Below are 22,880 nucleotides of genomic sequence, written 5' to 3' on the forward strand. Positions count from 1 at the left end.
TGGGTGAAATGCCGCCTCTGTCGTGCCAACGACCTTCCCTTCCGGTTCTCCCCAACCCTAGTTGGGGACCTGTCCGGAAGATCCGGGGCGCCTCAACCCGATTACCCGGACCTCGTGCGGCAGGTGTTCGCCAGGCTCCGGCTCGCGCCGCGCTGCCTGCAGCGCGTCCGGACCGTCCCGTTCAACCTCGCGCACCCGGTCTGGGTGGACGACCAGCGGTTCGCGATCGGCGATCACGTCCGGCACGCGGCCGCGCCGGAGCCCGGCGGCCCGGACGAGCTGAGTGAGCTGGCGGGCCGCATCCTGGCACCGCCGCTGGATCTCAGCCGGTCACCGTGGGAGGTGTGGCTGGTCGACGGGCTGGCGGACGGCCGCTGGGCGATGATCTGCAAGGTGCACCACTGCATGGTGGACGGGCTGGCCGGCATCGACCTGATGGCGGTGCTCCTGGACACCGGCCCCGCCTGGACGCCCGCGCCGCCCCGGGTGTGGATGCCCGAACCCGAACCGGCCGCCATGGCCGTCGTACGCGACGGTGTCGTGGACCGGCTGAGGGGCTTCGGCCGGCAGGCCACCCGGCTGTTCCTGCCCGTCCTGCGCGACTCGATCTCCGTCGCGGGCGCGGTACCCGGTTACGCGACGCGGCTCACGGGTTCCGGCACGTCTTCGCTCAACGGCCCGACCGGCCCGCACCGGCGCTGGTCCCGGCTCCATGCCGGGATGGACGAGGTCGACCGGATCCGGCGTACGTTCGGGGGTTCGGTCAACGACGTGGTCCTGGCCGCGGCCGCCCGCGGGTTCCGTGACCTTCTGGAGGCCCGGGGCGTCCTCACGGAGGAGTCGATCGTCCGCGCCATGGTTCCCGTCTCCGTCCGGTCGGAGGACGAGCGCGGGGTCCCGTCGAACCGGGTGTCGGCGGTGCCGGTGGACCTGCCGTGCGGGGAGGCCGATCCGTTGCGCCGACTGCGTCTCATCCGGCAGCAGATGGACAGCGTGAAGAGCGGTAACCAGGCCGCCGGGCTGGACGCCTTCGTCAGACTCGCCGGCGGGGCCCCGGGCCTGCTCGCCGCGGCCGCCCACACGGCGCTGCGGCTGCGCCAGCCGCTGATCCATACGATCGTCACCAACGTCCCGGGCCCGGCGGTCCCGCTCTACTCGATGGGCCGCCGCATGCTGGAGATCGGCCCCTACATCCCGATCGCGGCGGGCCTGCGCATCTCCATCGGGATCGTCTCCTACAACGGCGCCCTGTCGTTCGGGCTCACCGGCGACCGCGACGCCGTCCCCGACCTGGAGACGCTGTGCGCCGGAATCCGGGACGGCATCGACGAACTGCTTAAAGAGGCGGCGCAGGCCGCACCAGGCGCACTCTGAACGGCCGGACGCGGCTGGTCCGCCGCCGGTTCGGCGGCGGACCACGTCCGGCCGGATCCCGCCTGATCTCGCTCTGGACCTGGCTAGTTAGTCCCCGGTGTCCTGGCGGGGTGCGTGGACGACCGCCACCGGGCAGGGCGCGTGCTCTACCAGGGCGTGGCTGACCGATCCGAGCAGCATGCCGCGGAAGCCGCCCAGTCCACGCGAGCCGACGACGAGGAGTCGCGCGTCGTCCGAGGCGTTCATCAGGACCTCCCGCGGTGGCCCGGATACGACCTCCGCTTGCGCATCCACTCCGGGATGAAGCTCTCGCAGGGGGATCATCAGGCGGGTCAGCCGCGCCTCGGCCGCTTCGCGCATGCCGGCTTCGTCGGCCAGAGGCGGCAGGTCCTTCACCGGCACCGACTCCCAGGCGACCACGGCGTGCACCGCGAATCCATGCAGCTCGGCCTCGGTGAACGCCATCGCCAATGCGGTACGGGACGCCGGTGAACCGTCCACGCCGACCACGACCCGTCCCGGCCCGCCGTCCAGATGCGGATCAAGGTCGCCCCGGGCGATCACGACCGGGCAGGAGGCGTGCGCGGCCACCTGAGCGCTGACCGAGCCGAGCACCAGCCCGACGAACCCGCCGAGGCCCCGCGGCCCCAGCACGATCACGTCGGCGCTCTTGCCCACCTCGACCAACCTGGCGGCCGCCTGTCCGCGTGTGAGCACACCCCGCACCGGCAGGTCCGGGGCCGCCTTCCGGACATGCTCGACGCCGCCGTCCAGCACCTCCTGCGCCACGGCGCCGAGATCGACCATGGGCATGGCCACCGGACCCCCGACGTAGATGTCCCACACGTGGATCACGGTCAGCGGCAGGCCCCGGGCCTGTGCCTCGTCGGCGGCCCAGTCCAGCGCGCGGGCCCCCTCCGGGGAGCCGTCATAACCGACGACGACGCCAGTGATCGGCTCTGTGCTCATGGCTTCTCCCACCTGGTGCATATCCGCTCGTTCGGACACCACCAGCCTTGCTCGCACCACCGCTTTCCGTTCAGGGGCTTCGGTCCGGGACCGGAGGGACCTTCGGCCCGGTCGAGGCGCTCCGGGCGCGCGGCACCATGAGAGTCACGGCATGAAACGCGAGCCAAAGGGACGCCATGTGCAATTACTGTGGTTGCCGGGACTTCCCCTTGATCGGCCAGCTGTCACAGGAGCACTGGGAGATCGGGGAGACCGCCGGCGGGCTGCGGCGGGCCATCGTCCAGGGCCGGTACGGCGCCGCCGCGACGATGCTGGACGAACTGCTCGCCCGGTTGCTGCCCCACACCGCCACCGAGGAGAACGGGCTGTTCGCGGAGCTCCGCGCCGAGGGCTCGCTCGCCGAGGAGGTGGAGCGGCTCTGCGCGGAGCACGACGACATCCACGCGGTGCTCGGCGGGATCGACCGCGCGGACCCGGACTGGCCCGCCGTGCTGGAGGCCCTGGGGAAGCTGCGTGAGCACATCGACCATGAGGAGCACGGCCTGTTCCCCTCGTCGATCATCATGCTGCCGATCGCCGCCTGGGATCGCATCACCCCCGAGCGCGGTGTTCAGGGCGTGGGGCCGGCCCCGGACACGGCCGGCCCGGACGAGGCTTCGCCGCCGGCGGCCTAGGAGACCTCGGCGCCGAACGCCTGCAGGGGTTCGGCGACCGGCTGGAAGAAGGTGACGCCGCCGACCCGGCAGTCACCCGAGCCGCCCGAGGTGAGGCCGAGGGCGGTGTTCCCGCTGAAGAGCGGGCCTCCGCTGTCGCCCGGCTCCGCGCAGACGGTGGTCTGGATCATGCCGGTGACCGTGCCCTCGGGGAAGTTCACCGTGGCGTTGGTGGCGATGACGCGGCCGGTGGCCAGGCCGGTGGTGCTGCCGCTGCGCGCGACCCGCTGCCCGACGACGGCCTCGCCGGCCTGGGTGATGTCCTGGGCCTGGCCGTTGTAGAGGTTGACCGCGCCCTCCCCCGGCTGCTCGGACCGGACGAGCGCGAAGTCGTCCCCGGGGAAACTGCTGCGCACCGTGCTGCCGAGGAACTGGTTGCCCTGCTGGTCGGCGGTCCAGTCGCGGACCGCGTTGCCGCAGTGCCCCGCGGTGAGGAAGAAGTCCTGCTGCCCCACCGTGACGTTGAAGCCGAGGGAGCAGCGCGAGCCCTGCCCGAAGATCGCGTCGCCGCCGAGCGCGAAGGTGCGCAGGCGTCCGTCGATGTGGACCATCCGGATCGCCGGCCCCATCCGCTGGGCCATCCGGCGGACGGCGGCCATCCGCGTCCCGCCGACCGAGTCGTCGGTCCAGACCGTGACACGGGAGGTGGCGGGGTCGACGGCCCAGCCGGTGCCCGGCACGCTCGCGAACGACCGGCGGAGCGTGGCGGTGATCCTGTTCAGTGATGCCGGGCTCCGCTGCGTCATCTTGGGCACGGCGCCGGCCGCGCGGACCATGGCGGCGTCGTCGGCGCTGGTGACGGTGACGACCGGCCGGCCCGCGGAGTCGAGGTAGGCGCCGGCCGTGCGGGTGCCGAGCCGGTCGGTCAGCCTCGCCGCCAGGGCCCCGGCCGAACTTCGCGGGGTGTTCGACGCCTGCTCGCCGGTCAGCGTGGCCTGCCGGCCGGCGGACTCGTCCGGCGTCCGCACCACGTACAGCGTGCCGGCCACGAGGCCGGCGGATCCGGCGGCCACCGCGGTCCACGTGACCGCCGTGCGCAGACGATTCTTTCTGGCCCTCATGGGGGTCCTCCAAGGTCCGACGTCCCGATCTACGGGTGGAGGTACGCGGCTCGGGCGGCCGGCGTTCAAGTCCCGGAGGAACCGGCAGGCCGAGGGGTCGTGACGGCGGGGCGCCGGAGGCACGCGGTTCGGTAGCGTCGGGATCATGCGGCTTCATGTGGGGTGCGCGATGTGGACGCACCCGTCGTGGCAGGGGCGGTTCGTCCCCCATCCGCTCCCTCCCGGCGCCCGGCTGAGGGCCTACGCGGGCTGGTGCAACGCGGTGGAGGGCAACACGACCTTCTACGCGACGCCGTCGCGGAGCACGGTGGAGTCGTGGGCGGAGCAGACCTCGCCCGACTTCCGGTTCGTCCTCAAACTGCCGAAGTCGGTCACGCATGAGCGGCGGCTCGCCGGGTTCGACGAGGAGCTCGGGGCCTTCCTGGCGGCGATCGAGCCGCTGGAGTCGCGGACCCACGCGCTGTGGGTGCAGCTGCCGGCGTCGTTCGGTCCCGGGGATCTCGGGACGCTGGCGGGTTTTCTCCGCCGGCTGCCCAAGGCGCACAGGTACGCCGTCGAAGTGCGTCACCGCGCGTTCTTCGAGGAGCCGCGGTGCGAGCGCGACCTCGAACGGGTTCTCGCCGGGGTGGACGCCGAATGGGTCCCCTTCGACACCACCGTGTTCTTCCGGAGCCGCCCGGCCAGCGACGCCGAACGGGACGCCTGGACGAAGAAGCCGCGCGTACCGCGCAGGTCGGCGGCGCTGACCGGCCGTCCGATTGTCCGCTACCTCGGACGGGACGACACTGCGACGACGATCGAGGGGTGGCGGTACTGGGCCGGGAAGGTCGCCGGATGGCTGCGGGAAGGGCGTTCGCCGACGGTCTTCGTCCACACTCCGGACAACGCGGAGGCGCTGATGCTCGCCCGCCGGTTCTACGACGAGGTGCGGGGCGGCGTCCCCGAACTCGATCCGCTGCCCGAGCCGGAACCGGCGGAGCCGCCGACCCTCTTCTGACGCCTCGCCGCCGGACCCGGTCCAGGTCGCCGAGGTCCAGGACCAACGGCCCTGGGCCTGCGGCGGCAGCCGGGCGATGCTGGACACATGGGTCAGGAACGTCCTGCCCGGGTAGGTGAACGGCGTCCTCGCCGGAAGGAGAACACGCCATGCTGGTCCGGGAGGCGATGACCTCGCCCGTCGTGACGATTCCGCGGTCGGCCACCGTCCGTCAGGCCATCCGCATCCTGCACGAGCACTGCGTCACCGCGCTGCCCGTCGTGGACGAGCCGGGGCGGCTGGCCGGCATCGTCAGCGAGATGGACCTGCTGCAAGGCGTGTTCGAGCACGACCCGAGGGCCTTCGCCCGGCCCGTCGCCACCACCGCGAGCCCGTCGCCGCGTCTGGTGGAGGAGGTCATGACCCGCGATGTGGAGACCGCCCGTCCCAACACCGACGTCGCCGTGCTCGCCGAGACGATGATGAAGACGAAGATCAAGAGCGTCCCCGTGCTGGACGGTTCCGCCATCGTCGGCATCGTCAGCCGCCGCGACCTCATCGCGATCCTGGCCCGCGGCGACGCCCGCATCCGCGACGACGTGCTGGCCGCGATCGCGGAGTACGGGGCGGGCGGCGCGCACTGGGACGTGTCGGTCCGAGACGGCGCCGTCGAACTGCTCGGCCGCGCGGACGAGTCGGCGCAGCGGATCGCCGACGTCCTCGCCCGGACCGTGCCCGGTGTCACCCGCGTCTCCATCCACGGCTGAGGCCCCCGGACCTCGCACCGACCGGTGTCTGAGGCGGGCCGGGGCACATCGCCCCGGCGGGCGGGCTGAGCGGCGTGTGGTTACCTTCCGGCCTTGGCGCGGGCCTTCGCCTTGCCCTGCTTCTTCTTCGGGGACACGGAGAGGTCCGCCTTGCTCGCCTTGCCCTTCTTCGCGTCCGCGCCCTTCTTGGCCTTCTTCGCCTTCCCGGCGCTCTTCTCGTGCTTCACGTCTTCGGCGGCCTTGGTGCTCTTGCCGTTCTTGGCGGCCTTGGCGGCCTTGGGCTTCCTCGGGCTCGGCTCCTCGACCACGACGCCGGCCGCCGCGTCAGCCGGGGTGGCCGGTGTCGCGACCTGCTCCCCGGCGGCCGCGGAGCCGTTCCCGGCGACACGGTTGCGGAACGTCTGCCCGGACCGGAATCGCGGGACCTCCGCGGCGGGCACCTCGACCGGGACGCCCGTGCGCGGGTTGCGTGCGCTGCGGGCCGGGCGGGACAGCCTGTCGAACGTCCCGAACCCGGTGACGATGACGCGTTCCCCGGCGGACACCCGTTCCATCACGGTATCGACCACGGCGTCCACATGCAGGCGGGCCACGGCCTCGTCGCTCCCCGCGCGTTCCGCCACGGCCCTGACCAGTTCGCTGCGGTTCATGCGCCATGCCCTTCACTCAGGCGATATGTGCCGACAGCCTAGCCGGGCGCGTCCGCTCCGGCCCGCAGATCGGCCCAGGTGGTCGGCGTGTGTTGCGGCCGGCGCCGTCCCCTGGCCCCTAAAGCTCCAGGACGAGACGCGGCCCGCGGGCCCGGGAGACGCAGATCATCATGAAGCCTCCGTCCGCGCGCTCCTCCTCGGTCAGCACCGAGTCACGGTGGTCGGGCTCGCCTTCCAGGACGGGCGTCTCACATGTCCCGCACGTCCCCTCGCGGCAGGACGACAGGACGCTCACCCCCGCCTTCTCCACGGTTTCCAAGATCGAGCAGCCCCGCTCGACCTCCAGGGTGCGGCCGCTCACCGCGAGCTCGACCTCGAACGCGTCGTCCGGGCCGGTGACGGGTTTCGGGGCGAAGCGCTCCGTGCGCAGCGCCCCCGGGAGCAGGGCGGCGCAACGTTCCTCGGCCGCCGCCAGCATCGGCTCCGGCCCGCAGCAGTAGACGAGCGTGCCGGGCCCGGCCGCCGTCAGGGCACCGTCGAGGTCGAGCAGGCCGCACTCGTCCTGGGGACGGACGCCGACCCGGTCCCCGTAGCCGGACAGCTCGTCCAGGAAGGCCATCGCGGAGCGCCGGCGTCCGCCGTACAGGAGCCGCCAGTCGGCCCCCGCCGCGTCGGCGGCGGCCACCATCGGCAGGATCGGCGTGATACCGATCCCGCCGGCGAGGAACAGGTAGCGGGGCGCGTCCTCCAACCCGAAGTTGTTGCGCGGCCCGCGCGTCACGAGCTTGTCCCCCGGACGCACCCGCTCGTGCACGGCCGTCGAACCGGGCCCCTCCTTCAGCACGCCCACCCGCCACGTCCGCGAGTCGGCCGGGTCGCCGCACAGCGAGTACTGCCGGACGAGGTCATCGCCGAGGACCACGTCGATGTGCGCGCCGGGACGCCAGGACGGCAGGTCTCCCCCACTCGCGGCACGCAGGGTCAAGCCCACAACGCCGTCGGCGAGATCCGTCCTGCCGTCGACGACGACCTCCGTCTCGGTTCCCGTGCTCACAGCCCCACCCTCGAACTCACCCACCGTCCAGGCCCGCGCCACATCTTCAGCCGACCCTCCGCCCGGCCCGTGCCCACGTGTCCGGCCCGCCCGCCGTCCAGGCCCCTGCGCCTTATGGCCGGCCGGCCGGCCGTCCGGGCCGCGGCCGGTGTGTTCGGCCGTTCCGCGGTGGCGGCCGCGTCACGATGCCGGATGTCCGCAACAGCGGTCGCTGCTGCGTTCGCCACGACCATCGCCGCTCGTCCAAGGATCCGTCAGCACGGCTTCCATCGAGCGGAAGAACCGGTGGCCGGCGGTCACGCCCGCCGGGAAGGATCGCGGGCATGTGTTGTCGCGCCCAGGCAGGTGGCCCATCTCGTCCATTCCGACTGGCTCTTCCGCATGCCGACACTTCACCTCGCGGAGGCGTAAACCGCCGCGGGGGCCGCGTGCACCTTTACGAACTGGCCTGGTCCCCTTCCGCTCTGGGCGCCTGTCACGCCCTGGACGTCCCGCTCGTATGGGGCAACCTCGTGGGCGGCATGGCCGACCTGCTCATCGGCGACCGGACCGCCGCCGAGGAACTGTCGGAGAAGATACGTCCCGCCTGGACGGGGTTCGCGAGGTCCGGTGACCCGGGCTGGCCCGCCTACGAGCCGTCCCGGCGCCTCACCCGCATCCTCGACACCACTTGCGCCGTCGCCCCGTACCCGGAGGAAACGTCGCGCGCGCTCTGGGCGGACCACACGTTCGCCGCGCTCTGGGCGGACCACACGTTCGCCGCGCTCTCTCTCACTTCCTGACCGGTCCGGGGATGGACGCGGCCCGCGCTTCCCAGGGCCGCGTCCATCCCGCCCGGCCGTCCTGGTCGCCTCCCACCGGAACACCGGTCCGCGCCTATGATTGCCGAACGCGTGCACGGCACCGGCGGGTCGAGCCGGGTGGCGGTGATGCTCGGCCGGCCGGCCGAGGCGCGGCCGCCGCAATGTGGATAACGTCGAACCGGCGCGGCTTTTGGGTCCTCACTTCCTGACGGCGACCGCGGCCCAGGCACCGATGCGTTTGATCAAGTCAGGTGTCGCGGCGACTTCCGCATGGCCGAACGCGGGCTCGACCCACAGTTCCCGTGGATCGCGCGCCGCCTCGTACAACTGCCGGCCGTGTTCGAGCGGGAAGAACGCGTCGGCGTCCCCATGGACGACCAGCAGCGGGACCGGGGCGATCCGCCCGATGACCTCGTGCGGTGCCTCTGGCACGGGATCCCACCCGCCGGGAGCGATCCGGGTGCCGCGGGCCAGGCGCACGGCCAACCGCCCGACGCGTCGTTCGATCGCCCAGTGCACGCGCCGCATCGGCACCGTGTCGCGGTAGTACCAGCGGGCCGGCGCGCTGACGGAGACCACCGCGTCCACCCCACCGTGCAATGCCGCATGCCGGACGGCGACCGCACCGCCCATGGAGAAGCCTGTGACGGCGATCCGCTTGTAGCCTCTGCGGCGCGCCGCCATGACCACCGCGTCGATGTCCAGCACCTCACGGTCGCCGACGGTGGAACGCCCGCCGGACCTGCCGTGGCCGCGGAAGTCCAGCCCGATGACCCCGCCGTACCGGTTGAGGACACCGGCGATGCGGCGCAGCACGGGCTGCCGCCACGAGCATGTGAAGCCGTGTGCCAGGACGAAGCAGAGATCGCCGCCGCCCCGCAGGTGACCTGCGTCGATCCGCACGTCATCGGCGGTGTAGAGCGTGAGAGGTTCGGATGTCACCACGGTCTCCATGATCGGGCATGGCCCCCGGCGACCTGATGGTGGCCGCCGTCGGTGTGTCCGGCTGTACCACCTTCGTGGCCAGGGGAAACACGTCCGGACGTCATGGCCGGCCCGCGTCCCCGCGTGGGGTGCGTCGCTGCCGGCCGCCGCTTGACATGGGGGTATGCCGAAACCCTTCGGGCCCGGTCTCGACGACTTCGCCCGTGGATGGGCTGAACGGAGGGGGCGCGGGGTAGGTAGTCGAACGTGTCCGGAGGGCTGGTTGATCGACGGACTCGGGCGTCGGGTTGGCTGGTATGGGCAGCGAGAACCGTTCGCATCGGGTGAGGGCGCGCGGGAGCCGCCGCAACGCGGAGGATCGCGCCGCCGCGTTGCCCGGCGGTTCCGCGCTCGGTGAGCCGTACGTCGAGCACGGGCGTGAGGGCGAGGGGTACGCGCGTCAGGCGATGGTCTCCTCGGCGCAAGCCCATGATCGGGCCGCGATGTTGCTGGAGCGGATGGCCATCGCCCATCCTGAGGAGGCCGAATCGCATCTGCAGTCGGCCACCCGCCACCGCATGTGGGCCGAGAACGACCGGAGACTCGCGGAAGAGTACGGCCCCCGCGGCGGCGACCCGGACGGTTCGTGATCAGACCTGCCGGCGACGCGGAGTGAGGCGGGCGCAGCTCAAGCGGAGGGTGGAGGATGACCGTCGATCGGGGAACTCTGGAAACGGCACGGCGCTCGTTGCACGGGGTTGCCGAACTCGTGCTCGCCGGGCCGCAGTACAGGCAGAGCGGAACGATACGGCTGACGGTGACCGACGGCGGCTTCGGAACCGTTCAGGAGCCGGCGCTGCGGGTGAACGGGGCGGAGCTCGTGGCGGGTGACCGGGAGATCCCGCTGAACGGCGCCACCTGCAGGGAGCTCGCTGCGGCGGCGGGCATCGAGGCCGGAGCCGCGGAAGGTCTCTACAAGGACGGCAGCGGAGTCGGCCTGGACGACGTCCTCAGCATCGACGCAGAGGCCGCGCGGCACATCGAAGAAGTCTTCGGCCGGGGCCTCGAAGCGCTGACGAGGTTCGCGCCGGAAACCACGCCGGTTCTGTGGCCGGAACACTTCGATCTGGGCATGAGCCTCGACGAGGTCAACTACGGAGTGTCCGCGGGGGACGCCTTCCTGGGCGAGCCGTATGCGTATGCCGGGCCCTGGGAGCCGCGTCAGGGGTCATTCTGGAACACCCCCTTCGGGGCGGCGCGTCCGGCGCGTCAGCTGCCCGGCGCCACGGCGATGCTCGACTTCTTCATGGAGGCGAAGGACCGTGCCGCCCGCAGTTGAGGACGGGTGGTTCGGGGGTGACCGCTGTGGTGGGCGGCGTATCGGGCCGGCCGGGGATGAGTCGGGGCGGGGGTGTGTAAGGATCGCGTGAGATCGGTGACTGGGAGGTCGTTGTGCGTCTTGGAGTTCTACTGACCGAACGCGGCGGGGCCGAGGCGCTCGGCAGGCTGGCGGACGATGTGCGGCGTGCCGCGGACGACGGCTTCTCCTCGGCGTGGATCTCGCAGATCTTCGGGGTGGACGCGCAGACCGCCCTGGCCGTGGCCGGGGGCGGGGTGCCGGGCATCGAGCTGGGGACCGCGGTGGTGCCGACGTATCCGCGGCATCCGGCCGTGATGGCGCAGCAGGCGAGGACGACGGCGCTGGCGCTCCAGGGGCGGTTCACCCTCGGCATCGGGCTGTCACACAAGATCGTCATCGAGGACATGTACGGGTACGACTTCGGCCGGCCGCTGCGCCACATGGACGAGTACCTGTCGGTGCTGTTGCCTCTGCTGGCCGGGGAGAACGCGTCGTTCAAGGGCGAGACCGTGCAGGGCGACGTGGGGCTGAGCGTCCCGAACGAGGGGCGGGTGCCCGTGCTGCTCGCGGCGCTGGGGCCCAAGATGCTCAAGCTCGCGGCGGAGCGGACCGACGGGACGGTGCTGTGGATGACCGGCCCCGTGACCGTCCGCGAGCACATCGCGCCGACCATCACGGCGGCGGCCAAGGCGGCGGGGCGCCCGGAACCACGGATCGTGTGCGTGCTGCCCGTGTGCGTCACGGACGATGCCGAGCGCGCGCGGGAGCAGGCAGGCCAGACATTCGAGATGTACGGGATGTTGCCGTCCTATCGGGCGATGATGGACCGCGAAGGAGTGGACGGCCCGGCGGACCTGGCCGTCGTCGGGGACGAGGACACGGTCGCGGCGAAGCTGGAGGAGTTGTCCGAGGCGGGCGTCACCGATTTCGTCGCCGCGGAGTTCATTCCGGGCGAAGGCCGGGGCCGGACCCGGGAGTTCCTCAAGTCCTTCACGGCGAGATGAGCTCGTAGGGATCGCCGCCGGCGCCGGAGACGCGGCCCCCCGGGCCGCAGTCCGGATGGGCGTGGTCGATCCGCCCGTCGCCGGCGTGGGCGGGTTCGGCGCCGGCGTGGGCGGGTTCGCCGCCGTGAGACGGCGGGGCGGGTGCCCGCTCCGATAGGGGGACAGGTCCGGATTCGGCGCCTGATACCGTTGCGATGCTGCGCGCCAGGAGCGAAGTCCGGTGTGAATCCGGCGCTGTCCCGCAACTGTGGTGCCCCTCTCGATGTGGCCGAGCCAGGTCGCCTCCTCGCGCGCCGACGATTCTCGACCTCGTGGAAGGGCGATCCGTCATGGATGAGCGGGCCGCGGCTTCCCTGGACCCCAGGAGGCTCCTGTGAGACCCGTACGTACCCTCGGCGCGGTGATGGCGATCGTCGCCGTCACGTTCGCGGCCGGATGCGGCGACGGCGAGACCGGCGATGCGGCCTCAGGCGCGAAGGCCGTCACCGTCCAGGCCGCCAACGGCGCGGTGACCGTCCCGGCCCGGCCCGAGCGGATCGTGTCGCTCTCCCCCACCCACACCGAGACGCTGTTCGCCATCGGCGCGGGACCGCAGGTGGTCGCCGTGGACGACTACTCCAACCACCCGCCCAACGCGCCGCGGACGAAGTTGTCGGGGTTCAAGCCGAACGCCGAGGCGGTCATCGAGTACAAGCCCGACCTCGTCGTCGTCTCCGACGACCTGAACGGCATCGTCAAGGCGCTGGAGAAGGTCGAGATCCCCGTCCTGCTGGAGCCCGCGGCGACCAACGTGGACGAGGCCTACGACGAGATCAACGACCTCGGGCTGGCCACCGGGCACGCGGCCGAGGCCGAGAAGCTCACCGGCGACATGCGGGCGAGCATCCAGAAGACGGTCGCCGCGTCCTCCAAGGCGAAGGGCCTCGGCTACTACCACGAGCTCGACAACCAGCTCCACTCCGTGACGTCCAGGACGTTCGTCGGCCAGGTGTACGGGCTGTTCGGCCTCCGCAACATCGCCGACGAGGCGGACAAGGCGAGCGGCGAGTACCCGCAGCTGTCACGCGAGTACCTCCTCAAGCAGGACCCCGACCTGATCTTCCTGGCCGACACCAAGTGCTGCGGCCAGAACGCCTCCACTCTCGCCGAGCGCCCCGGCTGGTCGGATCTGGACGCGGTCAAGAACAAGGGCGTGGTCGAACTCGACGACGACATCGCCTCCCGCTGGGGTCCCCGCCTGCCCGAGTTCGTCAAGGCGATCGGTGACGCGGTGCAGAAGATCCAGTGATCACCGCCCTCATGGACGCCCGCCCATGACCCCCCGGCCCCACCGGGGGTGGCGCGTGATGGTGCGGAAGGGGTCGCCGGAGACGGCGGGGCAGGCCAGGCTGCGGCCGCTGTCGCTCGGCCTGGCCGTCGCGCTCCTGGCCGCGACCCTGCTGGCCGGGGTGCTGGTGGGGGCGGCGGGGCTGCCCGTCGGCGGGGTGCTGCTGGCGCTGGCCGACCGGGTTCCGTTCGTGCACATCGACTCGGGGCTCGATGTCATCGACGAGAACATCCTCTTCGAGTTGCGGGTGCCGAGGGCGCTGATGGCGGCGCTGGTCGGGGGGATGCTCGCCATGGCGGGCGCCGGCTATCAGGGCGTGTTCCGCAATCCGCTCGCCGATCCGTATCTGCTGGGCGCGGCGGCGGGCGCCGGGGTCGGCGCCACGACGGTGATCGTGCTGTTGCCGGGCGACCCCGGATACGCGGTGCCGCTCGCCGCGTTCGCGGGCGCGATCGGCGGCGTGTTCCTGGCGTACGCGCTGGGCAACACGGCGGGACGCGGGAACGGGGCCGCGACGCTGGTGCTGGCCGGAGTCGCGGTGTCGTCGTTCCTGGCGGCGATCCAGACGTTCCTGCAGCAATTGAAGGCGGAGGAGCTGCAGCGGATCTTCTCGTGGCTGCTCGGCGGGGTCGGGGCGGCCGACTGGAACCAGCTGGCGCTGATCGCCCCGTACTCGCTGGTGTCGACGGTGGTCCTGCTCGCGCACGGCCGGCTGCTGGACGTGCTGAGCGTCGGGGACGAGGAGGCGGCGTCGCTCGGCCTGTCCGCGGCGCGGGTGCGGCTGACGGTGCTGGTCGCGGCGTCGCTGGCGACGGCGTGCGCGGTCGCGGTGAGCGGGCTGATCGGGTTCGTCGGGATCGTGGTGCCGCATGTGGTGCGGCGGCTGGCGGGCGGCTCGTACCGGATCGTGCTGCCGCTGTCGCTGCTGGGCGGGGCGGCGTTCCTGGAGGTGGCGGACCTGGTGGCGCGGACGGTGATCGAGCCGGGCGAGCTTCCGCTCGGCGTCGTGACGGCGTTCGTCGGCGGGCCGTTCTTCGTCGCGGTGCTGCGCGCGAGCCGCAGGCAGGTGGACACGTGACGGTACTGGTGCGGGGCCTGGACGTGGCGCTGGGCGGGCGGCCCGTGCTGAAGGGGGTGTCGCTGGACGTCCCGGCCGGGTCGTGGACGGCGATCATCGGGCCGAACGGGGCGGGGAAGTCGACGCTGATGCGCGCGGTCCTGGGGCTCGTGCCCTCGCACGGCGAGATCACCGTGGCGGGCGTGGACCTGGGGACGCTGAAGCCGAGGCAGCGGGCCCGGCTGATCGCCTACGCGCCGCAGAGCCCGAACCTCCCGGTGGGGATGACGGTGTTCGACTACACGCTCCTCGGCCGGTCGCCGTACGTCCCGCACCTGGGCCGGGAGAGCGCGCGGGACCGGGCGATCACCGCGGAGGTCCTCGACCGGCTGGACCTCACCGCTTTCGCGACCCGCCCCCTCGACCATCTCTCCGGCGGTGAGCGGCAGCGGGTGGTGCTGGCGCGGGCGCTGGCGCAGCAGACGCCGGTGCTGCTTCTGGACGAGCCGACCACGGCGCTCGACATCGGGCACCAGCAGCAGGTGATGGAGCTGGTCGACCAGTTGCGGCTGTCCGACGAGCTGACCGTGGTGACGACGATCCACGACCTGACGCTGGCCGGGCAGTACGCCGACGACCTGGTCCTCGTCTCGGATGGACGGGTCGCCGCCGCGGGAGCGCCCGCGCGGGTCCTCACACGTTCCGCCGTCGAGGCGCATTTCGACGCGCGCGTGCACGTCACCACCGGCCCCGGCGGCCGGCCGATCCTGTCGTTGGAGCGTCCATGAGAATCGAGACGGTGTGGCGTGAGGAGGACGGGGCGCGGCTCGCCTCGACCGTGTGGCGGGCGGGCCCCGGGCACCGGATGATCTCGTCGGCGATGCTGGGCGGCGGGATCGGCCCGGCCGGGTGGGTGCTGAACGCGCAGGTCGCGGGCGGCTACTCGCGCACCGACCCGGTCGTCCATCTGGAGGAGCTCGCCGGGTCGTACGGCCTGGACGGGCCGGGCGTCGGGATGCTCACCGCCGCGTCGGTCTCCCGTACCATGCGGCGGGACGACGAGGGCGTGAGCGTCTCGGCGACGGTGGGGCTGCGGGTCCCGACGTGGGCGGCCTCCCCCGCCGGGACGCCCGATCCCGAGCTGGCGCCGATCCGCCTGGACGGGGCCTTTCCGCCCGCGTGGAGCCCGGGGACCGTGAACATCGTCGTCGCCGTTCCCGTCGCGTTGAGCGACGCGGCGCTGGTGAACGCGGTCGTCACCGCGACCGAGGCCAAGACCCAGGCGCTCCTCGAAGCGGGATATCCGTGCACGGGGACCGCGTCCGACGCCGTCTGCGTCGCTGCCGCGGTCGGCGGCGGGGCGGCGGAGCCGTTCGCGGGTCCTCGTTCCACGTGGGGTTCCAGGATCGCCCGCGCGGTGCACGCCGCCGTCCATGCCGGCGCCGTCGACTACACCGCCTATCTGAAGGCCCGGAACCCGGGTCCGGACCGGGGCCGGCACGGCTAGCACCGGCCGCCGTACCACCCCGGTGCGATACGGCGGCCGGTTCAGGGCCAGTGCAGTGGGGGAAGAGCCTCACCTCCTCGCGGTGCGTCGATCGGCCGGCGTGACGGTCAGCCGGCGTGGGGAAGGCGCTGTCCGTTGCGCTGTCCGTCGTGATGGCCGGTGCGCCTCATGGGGTCGGTGGCGAGCGGGTCGCCGCCGTCCAGGGACGAGCCGTTCACCTGCGGCACGGGATGCAGCCCGGTCGGCGGTTCCCGGTCGACGACCGGGCGCGGGCCGCCGTCGCGGCGTCCGTCCGCGAGGCCGGTGAGGGCGTCGACGCGGCGGCGGGCGCGTTCGGCCTCGGCGCGGGCGGCGTCGCGTTCGGCGGTCAGCGCCGTCACCGCGGCGCGCAGTTCCTCGGCGGTGCGCGACAGCTGCCAGTTGTGCTGTTCGGATTCGCGTGCCCGTGCCTGCATCTGGTCGCGGTCGGCGACGGCCTGGCCGCGTTTGGCCTCGGCGTCGCGGACGGCGGAACGCAGATCCTCGGCGGCGCGTTTGGCCGCGTCGGCCTCGACGCGCTGCCCCTCGACGAGGGTCTCGGCCTCCGACAGCCGCCCGTGCAGGGAGACGAGTTCCGCGCGGGCGCTCTCCAGCGAGGCGAGCAGTTCGCCCTCGCGGGACGCGACGCGGTCGCGGTCGCGTTCGGCGGCCAGCCGGGCGGCCTGCGCGCCTTCGGCCTCGTCCCCGGCCTCCCGGCATTCGCGCCTGGCGGCGTCGCGTTCGGCGGTGAGGCGTTCGGCCTGGGTGCGGGTGGACGCGGCCTCCTGCTCGGCGGCGTCGGCGCGGGCGCGGGCGGTGGCGGTCTCCCGCCAGGCGGCCTCGGCCTGCCGCTGGGACGCGTCACGTTCCCGCTGCGCGATCGCGATGTGCCCGGCGGCGTCGGCGTGGACGTCGGCGACCCGCCGTTCGACGCCGGCGACGCTCAGCTCGGACATCAGGGAGCCGGCGAGCCGGTCGGCGGCGCCTTCCAGCCGCTCGACCATCTCCCACGCCCACGCGACCTGCCCGGTGAGTCCCGGGGACTGCCGGCCGCGCTCGCGGTTCTCCCGCGCGGACCGCTCGCACTCCCCGTCGTTGTCATGGCAGTAGCGGACGGTGCGGGCACCGCGCACCGGCTGCGGCACGGGCCGTCCGCAGCCGGCGCACGGCCAGACCGCGGCCGGGTCGCCGAGGCGTGCGATCCCGGCGCGGTGGTCGTCGTCCTGTGTCCGGGACGCGGACTCCGCGGAGGCGGCGGCCTCGGCGTAGGCGGCGTTGTCGGTGACGACGGGAAGGTCGGTCATCGTCGGGGCGGGGGTCGGGGCGACGTCGTCGAGCGGGGCGACCTTCTGGTCCTTCATGTGCCGTTGTACGCAGGAGTCCCCGGAGGCGTTCGACGTTCACCGCAACGACTTCGGACGCGTCCTCCCGGCGGCGCCCCGGACGCGTTCAGCCGGCGTGTTCTCCCAGGTAGTCCTCCCGCACGCGGCGCCGGCTGAGTTTGCCGGACGGGGTGCGCGGCAGCGTCTCGCGGAACTCGATGCGGCGCGGATGCTTCAGTTTCGACAGCCGGGGCCCGCAGTGCGCGAGGAGGTCCGCGGCCAGGTCGTCGCCGGCGGCGGCGTCCTCGGCGGGCTCCACGAGCGCGACCACGATCTGCCCCCAGTCGTCGTCCGGGACGCCGATGACGGCGACGTCGCCGACCGCCGGGTGCTGCAGCAGGGCGTTCTCGATCTCCGCCGGGTAGATGTTGACGCCGCCGGCGATGATGAGGTCGGTGCGGCGGTCGCTCATGTAGAGCCAGCCGTCCTCGTCGAGGTGGCCGAGGTCGCCGGGCGTGTAGAGGTCGCCGCGCATGGCGGAGGCGGTCTTCTCCGGGTCGTCGTGGTACTCGAACCCGGGCTGCCCGCCGGCGTAGATGAGGCCGGTCTCCCCCGGCGGCAGTTCGGCGCCCTCCGGGTCGAGGATCTTGATCTGGACGCCGTCGACCGCGCGCCCGACCGTGCCGGGGTGGGCGAGCCACTGCTCCGGGGTGGCGACGACGACGGGTCCGCTCTCGGTGGAGCCGTAGTACTCGTAGAGGACGGGCCCCCACCAGTCCATCATCCGCTGCTTGGTCTCGACGGGGATGGGCGCGGCGCTGTGGTACACCTGCCGCAGCGTCGACAGGTCGTGGCGGGACCGGACGTCGTCGGGCAGCGCGAGCATGCGGTGGAACATCGTCGGCACCATGAACGAGTTCGTGACGCCGTACCGTTCGATCAGCTCAAGGGTGTCCTCGGGCCGGAAGTGCGGGACGACCACGACGGCGTGGCCGAGGTTGAGCGACATCAGCGCGTGCACGCACGGCGCGGAGTGGTAGAGCGGGCCGATGGCGAGGTGGACCTCGTCGCCGGGTTCGAGGCCGAGGTTCCGCATCAGCGTCTGCCGCATGAGGTCGAGCACCACCTCCGGCGGGATGTCGAACAGCGGCCGCTGGACGCCCTTCGGCCGGCCCGTCGTCCCGGACGTGTAGAGCATGATCGAGCCCATCTGCCGCTTACCGGGCGGCTCGGCGCCGCCCGTGGCGCACAGCGCGGCCAGCGAGCCGTAGCCCTCGGCGGGGTCGACGCTCACCCGCCCTTCGGCGGGAATGCCCGCCTCGTCGGCCGCCCCCGACACGACGCCGGCGAACGCGCTTTCGGTCACGACCGCCTTGGCGCCGCTGTCGGCCAGGATGTATCCCACCTCGGGCGCGGTCAGGTGGCGGCTCACCGGGACGAGGTAGAGGCCCGACTGCATCGTGGCGAGCAGGACGGTGAGGAATTCGCGCCGATTGCCGAGCACGGTCGCCAGTGAGTCGCCGGGACGCAGCCCGAGACCGCCCAGCGCGTTCGACAGGCGATTCACCTCGGCGTGCAGTTCGCCGTAGGACACCGGTTCGCCGGGGGCCGGAATGGCCGGGCGGTCCGGGTGGTTCCGTGCGATCTCGTAGAAGCCGATGCCCTCGACGCCCATGCGGCGCTCCCCTGTCCGGAGTCGGTTGGCCGGGTGGCCCTCGGTACATCTGACCCAGTGCTCGACGGTGACGTCAAGAACACGGCCGGTCCGCCAGCGAGGGCGGGACGAATCGGCCGATCCAGGTCAGCGGTTTTCCTGACCTTGGTCTTTCGCGGAAATATCATGGGGGCCCGGATTCCGGGGAGCCGGCTGGCCGGGAGCGACGCGGCGATGGGACCTGCATGACTGATTCCGGCGGCGGGGGAAGCGGCGGAGGGAAGGGGGCGGCGCCCTGGCCGCTGGCGCTCATCCCCGGCGTGTCGTCCGGCGTCATCGTCACCGTGGCGATGAAGTACGTCTACGCGTTCGCATGGTTGAGGACGCTGGTCACGGCCGCCGTGACGCTGCTGGCCATCGTCCTGCTGGCCTGGCTCGTCACCCGGCCGCCGGTGATCGGCGCGGTGAGGCGGATCTCCGGGAGCCTGCCGAGGAAGGGTGTGGCGGCCGCCGCGGGGGGCGCCGCCGGAGCCTCGCTCATGGCGCTGGTCCTGCTCGCGGGCAGCGGCGTCCAGTGGCTGGCGGAGCGCACCGGCCCGTGTGAGCAGCCGCTGGAACTGAGGGTCCTGACGACCCCCGAGACGCTCACGCCGCTGCGCGCCGCGGCGGCCGAGTTCGAGAACGACAGCGAGGACCGCGGCTGCAGCCAGTACGGCGTCACGGTCGTCCCGCAGGCGGGGCCCGTCACGCTGTACGACGGGTTCAGGCTTCTGTGGCGGCGCAGCGAACCCGCCGACGCGCGCCGCGCGGACGGCGAGGAGCTGTTCGGCCCGCAGCCCGACATCTGGATCCCGGCGTCGACGGCGGAGTACGACTTCATCCCGAAGGACCCCGGTGACGCCGCCCCGGCCGGGCGGGCGGGCGGCGCGGCGGCGGGCGCGGACGGCACGGGCGACCCGAGGTTCCGGCACCGCGGTTCGCTCGCGTCGTCTCCGCTGGTGCTGGCGCTGTTCACCGACGCCCACGAGTCCGTCGCCGACCCGATCGCGGCGCCGATCGCACCGAGCACGGCCGACCTGCTGAACCGCGTCGAGGACGCGGGCGTCCGGCTGCGCGCGATCGCCCGTCCCGTCCCGGAGACGTCGTCGGCGGCGCTGGCCGTCACGCCCGCCCTGTACGACGCGCGGCCCGGCGGCGACGCGGAGGACGAGCGGTTCGCCGAGCCCGCCGACCTGGTCGCGCCGGACGCGGTGTCGCTGCTGTGCCGGTTCCGTGAACGCGCCGCCGAGCGGGACTCCCGTCCCCCGGACGACATCGCGGTCGCCGTCCCCGAGCAGGTGCTGCACGACTACGACACGGGACGGCCGCTCGGCGACCGCTGCGGCGCCGTCGACCCCGGCGCCGCCCCGCACGCGCGATGGCGCCTGCACCCCTACTACGCGACGGACCTGCCGACGCTCGACCACCCGTTCATCCAGGTGCGGTGGCGCGGGCAGGACACCAGGGAGCGGGACGCGGCCGTCACCGCGTTCCGCCGCTGGCTGGACGGCCATCCCCTCACCCTGCAGGGCTTCCGGGACGACCGCGGAGTCGTCCCTCCCGGACGCGAGGGCGACACCCGCCATTTCTACCTGTCGCGGCTCCAGGGCATGGTGGGCAACCGCGTGATGCCGGCGAACGTCGGATTGACGCCGCCGGAGGACGTGCAGAAGACGCTCGACCGCATCGGGGCCGCACGTCCGAGGATCTCGGTGTCGCTGATGTTGGACGTGTCCGGGTCGATGGGCGGTGCGGCCCGGGCGCGCGGCGGTGCGCGCCTCGCCCGCGGCGCGTCGTTCCTGCGGAGCCTCGTGTCGCAGCTGCAGAGCAACGACCGCGCCGGCCTTCAGGTGTCGTCGTCGACGGCTTCGCCGGGCGAGCCCGGCACGTTCGGGAACGTGCCCCAGGACGCGGCGTCCCCCGACCACAAGAACGCGGTCACGAGCCGTCTGCAGGCGGTCGCGTCCGGCGGGGCCGACCGCCCGCTCGCCGACGCGATCGCCGCGGCCGACCTCGGGCCGGGCCGTCCGAACCTCATCCTCGTCACCGACGGGCAGAGCCCCGCGACCAATCCCCGCCTCGCCGCACGGGCCGGGTGGCTGTCGGGTGAGTTCCGCGATCGGCATCCCGACCTGCGGCTGACCGTCGTGCTGACGGGACCGGCGACCTGCGGGTCCTCGCCCGTCGAGGAGATCGTGGACGCGCTCGCCCCCGGGGACGGCGCGGACTGCGTGACGCTGACCGGCGCTCCCGAAGCGGAGCAGGCCGCCGAACTGCTGTCGGACCTGAGATGACGGAGAACCCGATGCGCACTGGAGGGCGGCGGCGGTCACCGCCGGGCGGCCGGGCGGCGTGGATCGGCGCCCTGTGCGGCGCGGCACTGGTCCTGCTCGCCTGGCTGGGCATCGTGGTGCTGTGGCCGGACTCCTCGTATCCGTCGATGACGGCCGACTGCGAGCGCAAGGAGCTGTTCGTCGTCGGCGGCACGGACGTCAGCCTGAAGAACCAGCGCCGGGCGCTGATCCGGCAGTGGAACGAGGGACAGTACGCGGACGGCCGCCCGCACCCGCACGCCACGCTCGTGGAGGTGTCGGAGTCCACCGATCTGCAGCACAGCCAGATCAAGGCCGTCGTGGAGTCGGGAGGCTGCGCCTACGACGTCCTCATCATGGACAATACGTGGACGGCGCAGTTCGCCGACGCCGGCTACCTGCGTCCCCTCGAAGGCGTCGACGGGCGGGGCGACTTCTTCCCGGCTGCGCTGCGGACGGGCGAATGGGAGGGCGAGCAGTACGCCGTCCCGTTCAACGTGGACGTCGGTCTCCTCTACCACCACGAGGGCGTGGCGCCGCCGGAGGCGTGGCCGGGGCTGCTGGTCTCCGGCGTCGCGGTGCAGCTGTCCGACTACGAGGGCCTGACCGTCAACGCGCTGGAGGCGGTGTGGAACGACGGCGGCGCCGGCCTGCTCACCGGTGAGGATCCTCCGAGCACGGCGGAACTGCGTGACGAGGTGTATCCGGCGCTCACCCGGCTCGCCCCGCACGTGCGGGACTCGCTGGCCGCGTCGCGGCGGTACGGGGAGCGGGAGAGCATCGAGGCGTTCGCGTCCGGGACCCGGCTGATGCGCAACTGGCCCTACGTCTTCTCGGCGCTCGCGTCGGAGCCGCGGATGCGGGACGGCGACCGGCTGCGGTTCGGGGTGGCGGCGCTGCCCGGCCGCACCGTCCTCGGCGGGCAGAACCTCGCGGTGTCCGCGCACTCCCCCAGTCCCGGGGCGGCCGCCGATCTCGTGGAGTTCCTGAGCGGGACGCGGAGCCAGCGCCTGCTGTTCTCGTGCGGCGGCTTCGCGCCCGGGCGGTACTCGGCGCTCGGGCTGGCGCCGGAGCGCGACTCCCCCGCCGATGTGCGGGTGCGGACGTGCTCGTCCCTCACCGGGGAGACGCCGGGCCCCGGTGAGGCCGAGCTGCCCGGCCGCGAGGAGCTCACCCAGCTGGGACGTGCCGTGGTGACCGCGCTCGGCCGCGCCGAGCCCCGCCCGGTGACGCCGCACTACAGCACGTTCTCCAGCACGTTCCGCGGCTGCGTCCAGAAGATCTTCGACCGGGCCGGGACGGACGCCGAGACGTTCGCCGGGGCCGTCGAGGACTCCCTGGACGGCCGCGCGGCGTCCTGCTAGGCGGCGCCTTCGGGCCGGGCGGCGGCGTCGAGGGCGGCGCGGGCCATGGTGTGCAGGAGGTCGCCCATCGCGTCGCGGCCGAGGCCGGTGGCGCTGTGCGGCGTCGAGTTGAGGAGGCCGAAGCACGCGTGGACGGCCGCGCGGGTCCGGTCGTCCGGCAGGCCGGGGCTCAGGCGGCGCAGGACGGCGACCCATTCCTCCACGTAGGCGCGCTGGAGCCGGCGGATGCGGTGGCGCCCCGGCTCGGGGACGTTGTCGAGTTCCCGTTCGTGGACGGTGATCAGCGCGGGGTTGTCGAGGGCGAACGCGATGTGCCAGCGCAGCAGCGCATCGAGGGCGCGGCCCGGGTCGGGGCCCGCGGCGCGGCGGACGCCTTCGGCGAGCAGGCGTTCGCTGATGTCGAGGAGCATCTCGGCGAGGACGGCCTCTTTGCCGCTGAAGTGCCGGTACAGGGCGGGGCCGGTGAGCCCGACGGCCCGTCCGAGGTCGCCGATGGACGTCCCGTGGTAGCCGCGGCGGGCGAACAGCTCGGCCGCGGCGCCGAGGATCTCGGCCCGGCGCGGGTTGGGCGGGCCTGCCGGGGAATCGGGCCCGGGGGCCGCCTCGGCGGGTTGGGACGTCATGG

At 73.0% G+C, this 22,880-nt stretch carries 22 protein-coding genes and 1 riboswitch; of the genes, 14 read left to right on the top strand and 8 right to left on the bottom strand.

All coding sequences use genetic code 11. The features are described 5' to 3' along the window. Positions 1-3: 3 nt before the first annotated feature. The gene (locus tag ACGFK0_RS36250) at positions 4-1,374 is read left to right on the top strand and encodes a wax ester/triacylglycerol synthase family O-acyltransferase (RefSeq protein WP_392913134.1); all 1,371 of its coding nucleotides are present in this window, start codon (positions 4-6) and stop codon (positions 1,372-1,374) included. A gap of 87 nt (positions 1,375-1,461) precedes the next feature. Here the strand turns inward: ACGFK0_RS36250 and ACGFK0_RS36255 are convergent, their stop codons facing one another. Beyond that, positions 1,462-2,343 (bottom strand): universal stress protein, encoded by an 882-nt coding sequence (locus ACGFK0_RS36255; protein WP_392913066.1) that lies wholly within the window; start codon positions 2,341-2,343, stop codon positions 1,462-1,464. Between the two features lie 209 nt (positions 2,344-2,552). Here ACGFK0_RS36255 and ACGFK0_RS36260 point away from each other — a divergent pair, with 209 nt between their 5' ends. Continuing rightward, entirely contained in the window at positions 2,553-3,017 is a 465-nt protein-coding gene (locus ACGFK0_RS36260; RefSeq protein ID WP_392913067.1) for a hemerythrin domain-containing protein, read from the top strand. On the opposite strand, the gene ACGFK0_RS36265 is transcribed toward ACGFK0_RS36260, so the two are convergent. Continuing rightward, on the bottom strand, positions 3,014-4,117 hold the full coding sequence (locus ACGFK0_RS36265) for a S1 family peptidase (protein ID WP_392913068.1): 1,104 nt from the start codon (positions 4,115-4,117) through the stop codon (positions 3,014-3,016). The two genes, ACGFK0_RS36260 and ACGFK0_RS36265, sit on opposite strands and share 4 nt — an antisense overlap. A gap of 145 nt (positions 4,118-4,262) precedes the next feature. Here ACGFK0_RS36265 and ACGFK0_RS36270 point away from each other — a divergent pair, with 145 nt between their 5' ends. Then, on the top strand, positions 4,263-5,114 hold the full coding sequence (locus ACGFK0_RS36270) for a DUF72 domain-containing protein (protein WP_392913069.1): 852 nt from the start codon (positions 4,263-4,265) through the stop codon (positions 5,112-5,114). A gap of 149 nt (positions 5,115-5,263) precedes the next feature. Continuing rightward, entirely contained in the window at positions 5,264-5,860 is a 597-nt protein-coding gene (locus ACGFK0_RS36275; RefSeq protein ID WP_392913070.1) for a CBS domain-containing protein, read from the top strand. 80 nt (positions 5,861-5,940) lie between these two features. On the opposite strand, the gene ACGFK0_RS36280 is transcribed toward ACGFK0_RS36275, so the two are convergent. Both ACGFK0_RS36280 and ACGFK0_RS36285 read right to left on the bottom strand, forming a co-directional pair. Next, positions 5,941-6,510, bottom strand: coding sequence for an HU family DNA-binding protein (locus ACGFK0_RS36280; protein WP_392913071.1), 570 nt, complete (start codon positions 6,508-6,510; stop codon positions 5,941-5,943). Between the two features lie 118 nt (positions 6,511-6,628). Next, complete coding sequence (locus ACGFK0_RS36285; protein ID WP_392913072.1) at positions 6,629-7,564, bottom strand: PDR/VanB family oxidoreductase; 936 nt, start codon at positions 7,562-7,564, stop codon at positions 6,629-6,631. Between the two features lie 428 nt (positions 7,565-7,992). Here ACGFK0_RS36285 and ACGFK0_RS36290 point away from each other — a divergent pair, with 428 nt between their 5' ends. Further along, on the top strand, positions 7,993-8,346 hold the full coding sequence (locus ACGFK0_RS36290) for a hypothetical protein (protein WP_392913074.1): 354 nt from the start codon (positions 7,993-7,995) through the stop codon (positions 8,344-8,346). 219 nt (positions 8,347-8,565) lie between these two features. On the opposite strand, the gene ACGFK0_RS36295 is transcribed toward ACGFK0_RS36290, so the two are convergent. Next, entirely contained in the window at positions 8,566-9,309 is a 744-nt protein-coding gene (locus ACGFK0_RS36295; RefSeq protein WP_392913075.1) for an alpha/beta hydrolase, read from the bottom strand. A gap of 299 nt (positions 9,310-9,608) precedes the next feature. Here ACGFK0_RS36295 and ACGFK0_RS36300 point away from each other — a divergent pair, with 299 nt between their 5' ends. From ACGFK0_RS36300 to ACGFK0_RS36330, 7 genes are all read left to right on the top strand, one after another. After that, positions 9,609-9,941, top strand: a complete 333-nt coding sequence (locus tag ACGFK0_RS36300; protein WP_392913076.1) for a hypothetical protein — start codon at positions 9,609-9,611, stop codon at positions 9,939-9,941. Between the two features lie 56 nt (positions 9,942-9,997). Continuing rightward, on the top strand, positions 9,998-10,630 hold the full coding sequence (locus tag ACGFK0_RS36305; RefSeq protein ID WP_392913077.1) for a hypothetical protein: 633 nt from the start codon (positions 9,998-10,000) through the stop codon (positions 10,628-10,630). Positions 10,631-10,743: 113 nt separating this feature from the next. After that, a complete protein-coding gene (locus ACGFK0_RS36310) occupies positions 10,744-11,655 on the top strand; it encodes an LLM class F420-dependent oxidoreductase (RefSeq protein WP_392913078.1) in 912 nt (303 codons plus the stop codon). A 175-nt stretch (positions 11,656-11,830) separates the two neighbouring features. Further along, a riboswitch (cobalamin riboswitch) is annotated at positions 11,831-11,953 on the top strand. Positions 11,954-12,028: 75 nt separating this feature from the next. Next, positions 12,029-12,943, top strand: coding sequence for an ABC transporter substrate-binding protein (locus tag ACGFK0_RS36315; RefSeq protein ID WP_392913079.1), 915 nt, complete (start codon positions 12,029-12,031; stop codon positions 12,941-12,943). Between the two features lie 58 nt (positions 12,944-13,001). After that, entirely contained in the window at positions 13,002-14,060 is a 1,059-nt protein-coding gene (locus tag ACGFK0_RS36320) for a FecCD family ABC transporter permease (protein ID WP_392913080.1), read from the top strand. Next, entirely contained in the window at positions 14,057-14,827 is a 771-nt protein-coding gene (locus ACGFK0_RS36325; protein ID WP_392913081.1) for an ABC transporter ATP-binding protein, read from the top strand. Before ACGFK0_RS36320 ends, ACGFK0_RS36325 begins: the two co-directional genes overlap by 4 nt. Further along, the gene (locus tag ACGFK0_RS36330; protein ID WP_392913082.1) at positions 14,824-15,546 is read left to right on the top strand and encodes an adenosylcobinamide amidohydrolase; all 723 of its coding nucleotides are present in this window, start codon (positions 14,824-14,826) and stop codon (positions 15,544-15,546) included. Before ACGFK0_RS36325 ends, ACGFK0_RS36330 begins: the two co-directional genes overlap by 4 nt. Before the next feature lie 107 nt (positions 15,547-15,653). Here the strand turns inward: ACGFK0_RS36330 and ACGFK0_RS36335 are convergent, their stop codons facing one another. Beyond that, positions 15,654-16,925 (bottom strand): chromosome segregation ATPase, encoded by a 1,272-nt coding sequence (locus tag ACGFK0_RS36335; RefSeq protein WP_392913083.1) that lies wholly within the window; start codon positions 16,923-16,925, stop codon positions 15,654-15,656. An 88-nt stretch (positions 16,926-17,013) separates the two neighbouring features. Beyond that, the gene (locus tag ACGFK0_RS36340) at positions 17,014-18,561 is read right to left on the bottom strand and encodes an AMP-binding protein (RefSeq protein ID WP_392913085.1); all 1,548 of its coding nucleotides are present in this window, start codon (positions 18,559-18,561) and stop codon (positions 17,014-17,016) included. 224 nt (positions 18,562-18,785) lie between these two features. On the opposite strand from ACGFK0_RS36340, the gene ACGFK0_RS36345 reads away from it, so the two are divergent. Both ACGFK0_RS36345 and ACGFK0_RS36350 read left to right on the top strand, forming a co-directional pair. Then, positions 18,786-20,873: a hypothetical protein gene (locus ACGFK0_RS36345; RefSeq protein ID WP_392913086.1), complete on the top strand. Its 2,088-nt coding sequence runs from the start codon at positions 18,786-18,788 to the stop codon at positions 20,871-20,873. 11 nt (positions 20,874-20,884) lie between these two features. Then, positions 20,885-22,255: an extracellular solute-binding protein gene (locus ACGFK0_RS36350; protein WP_392913088.1), complete on the top strand. Its 1,371-nt coding sequence runs from the start codon at positions 20,885-20,887 to the stop codon at positions 22,253-22,255. On the opposite strand, the gene ACGFK0_RS36355 is transcribed toward ACGFK0_RS36350, so the two are convergent. Then, positions 22,252-22,878 carry a TetR/AcrR family transcriptional regulator gene (locus ACGFK0_RS36355; protein ID WP_392913089.1) on the bottom strand — a complete coding sequence of 209 codons (627 nt, stop codon included), beginning with the start codon at positions 22,876-22,878 and terminating at the stop codon, positions 22,252-22,254. The genes ACGFK0_RS36350 and ACGFK0_RS36355 overlap by 4 nt on opposite strands. Positions 22,879-22,880 lie beyond the last annotated feature (2 nt).

It is taken from the genome of Spirillospora sp. NPDC048823, from assembly GCF_043198445.1.
GTDB lineage: Bacteria > Actinomycetota > Actinomycetes > Streptosporangiales > Streptosporangiaceae > Spirillospora.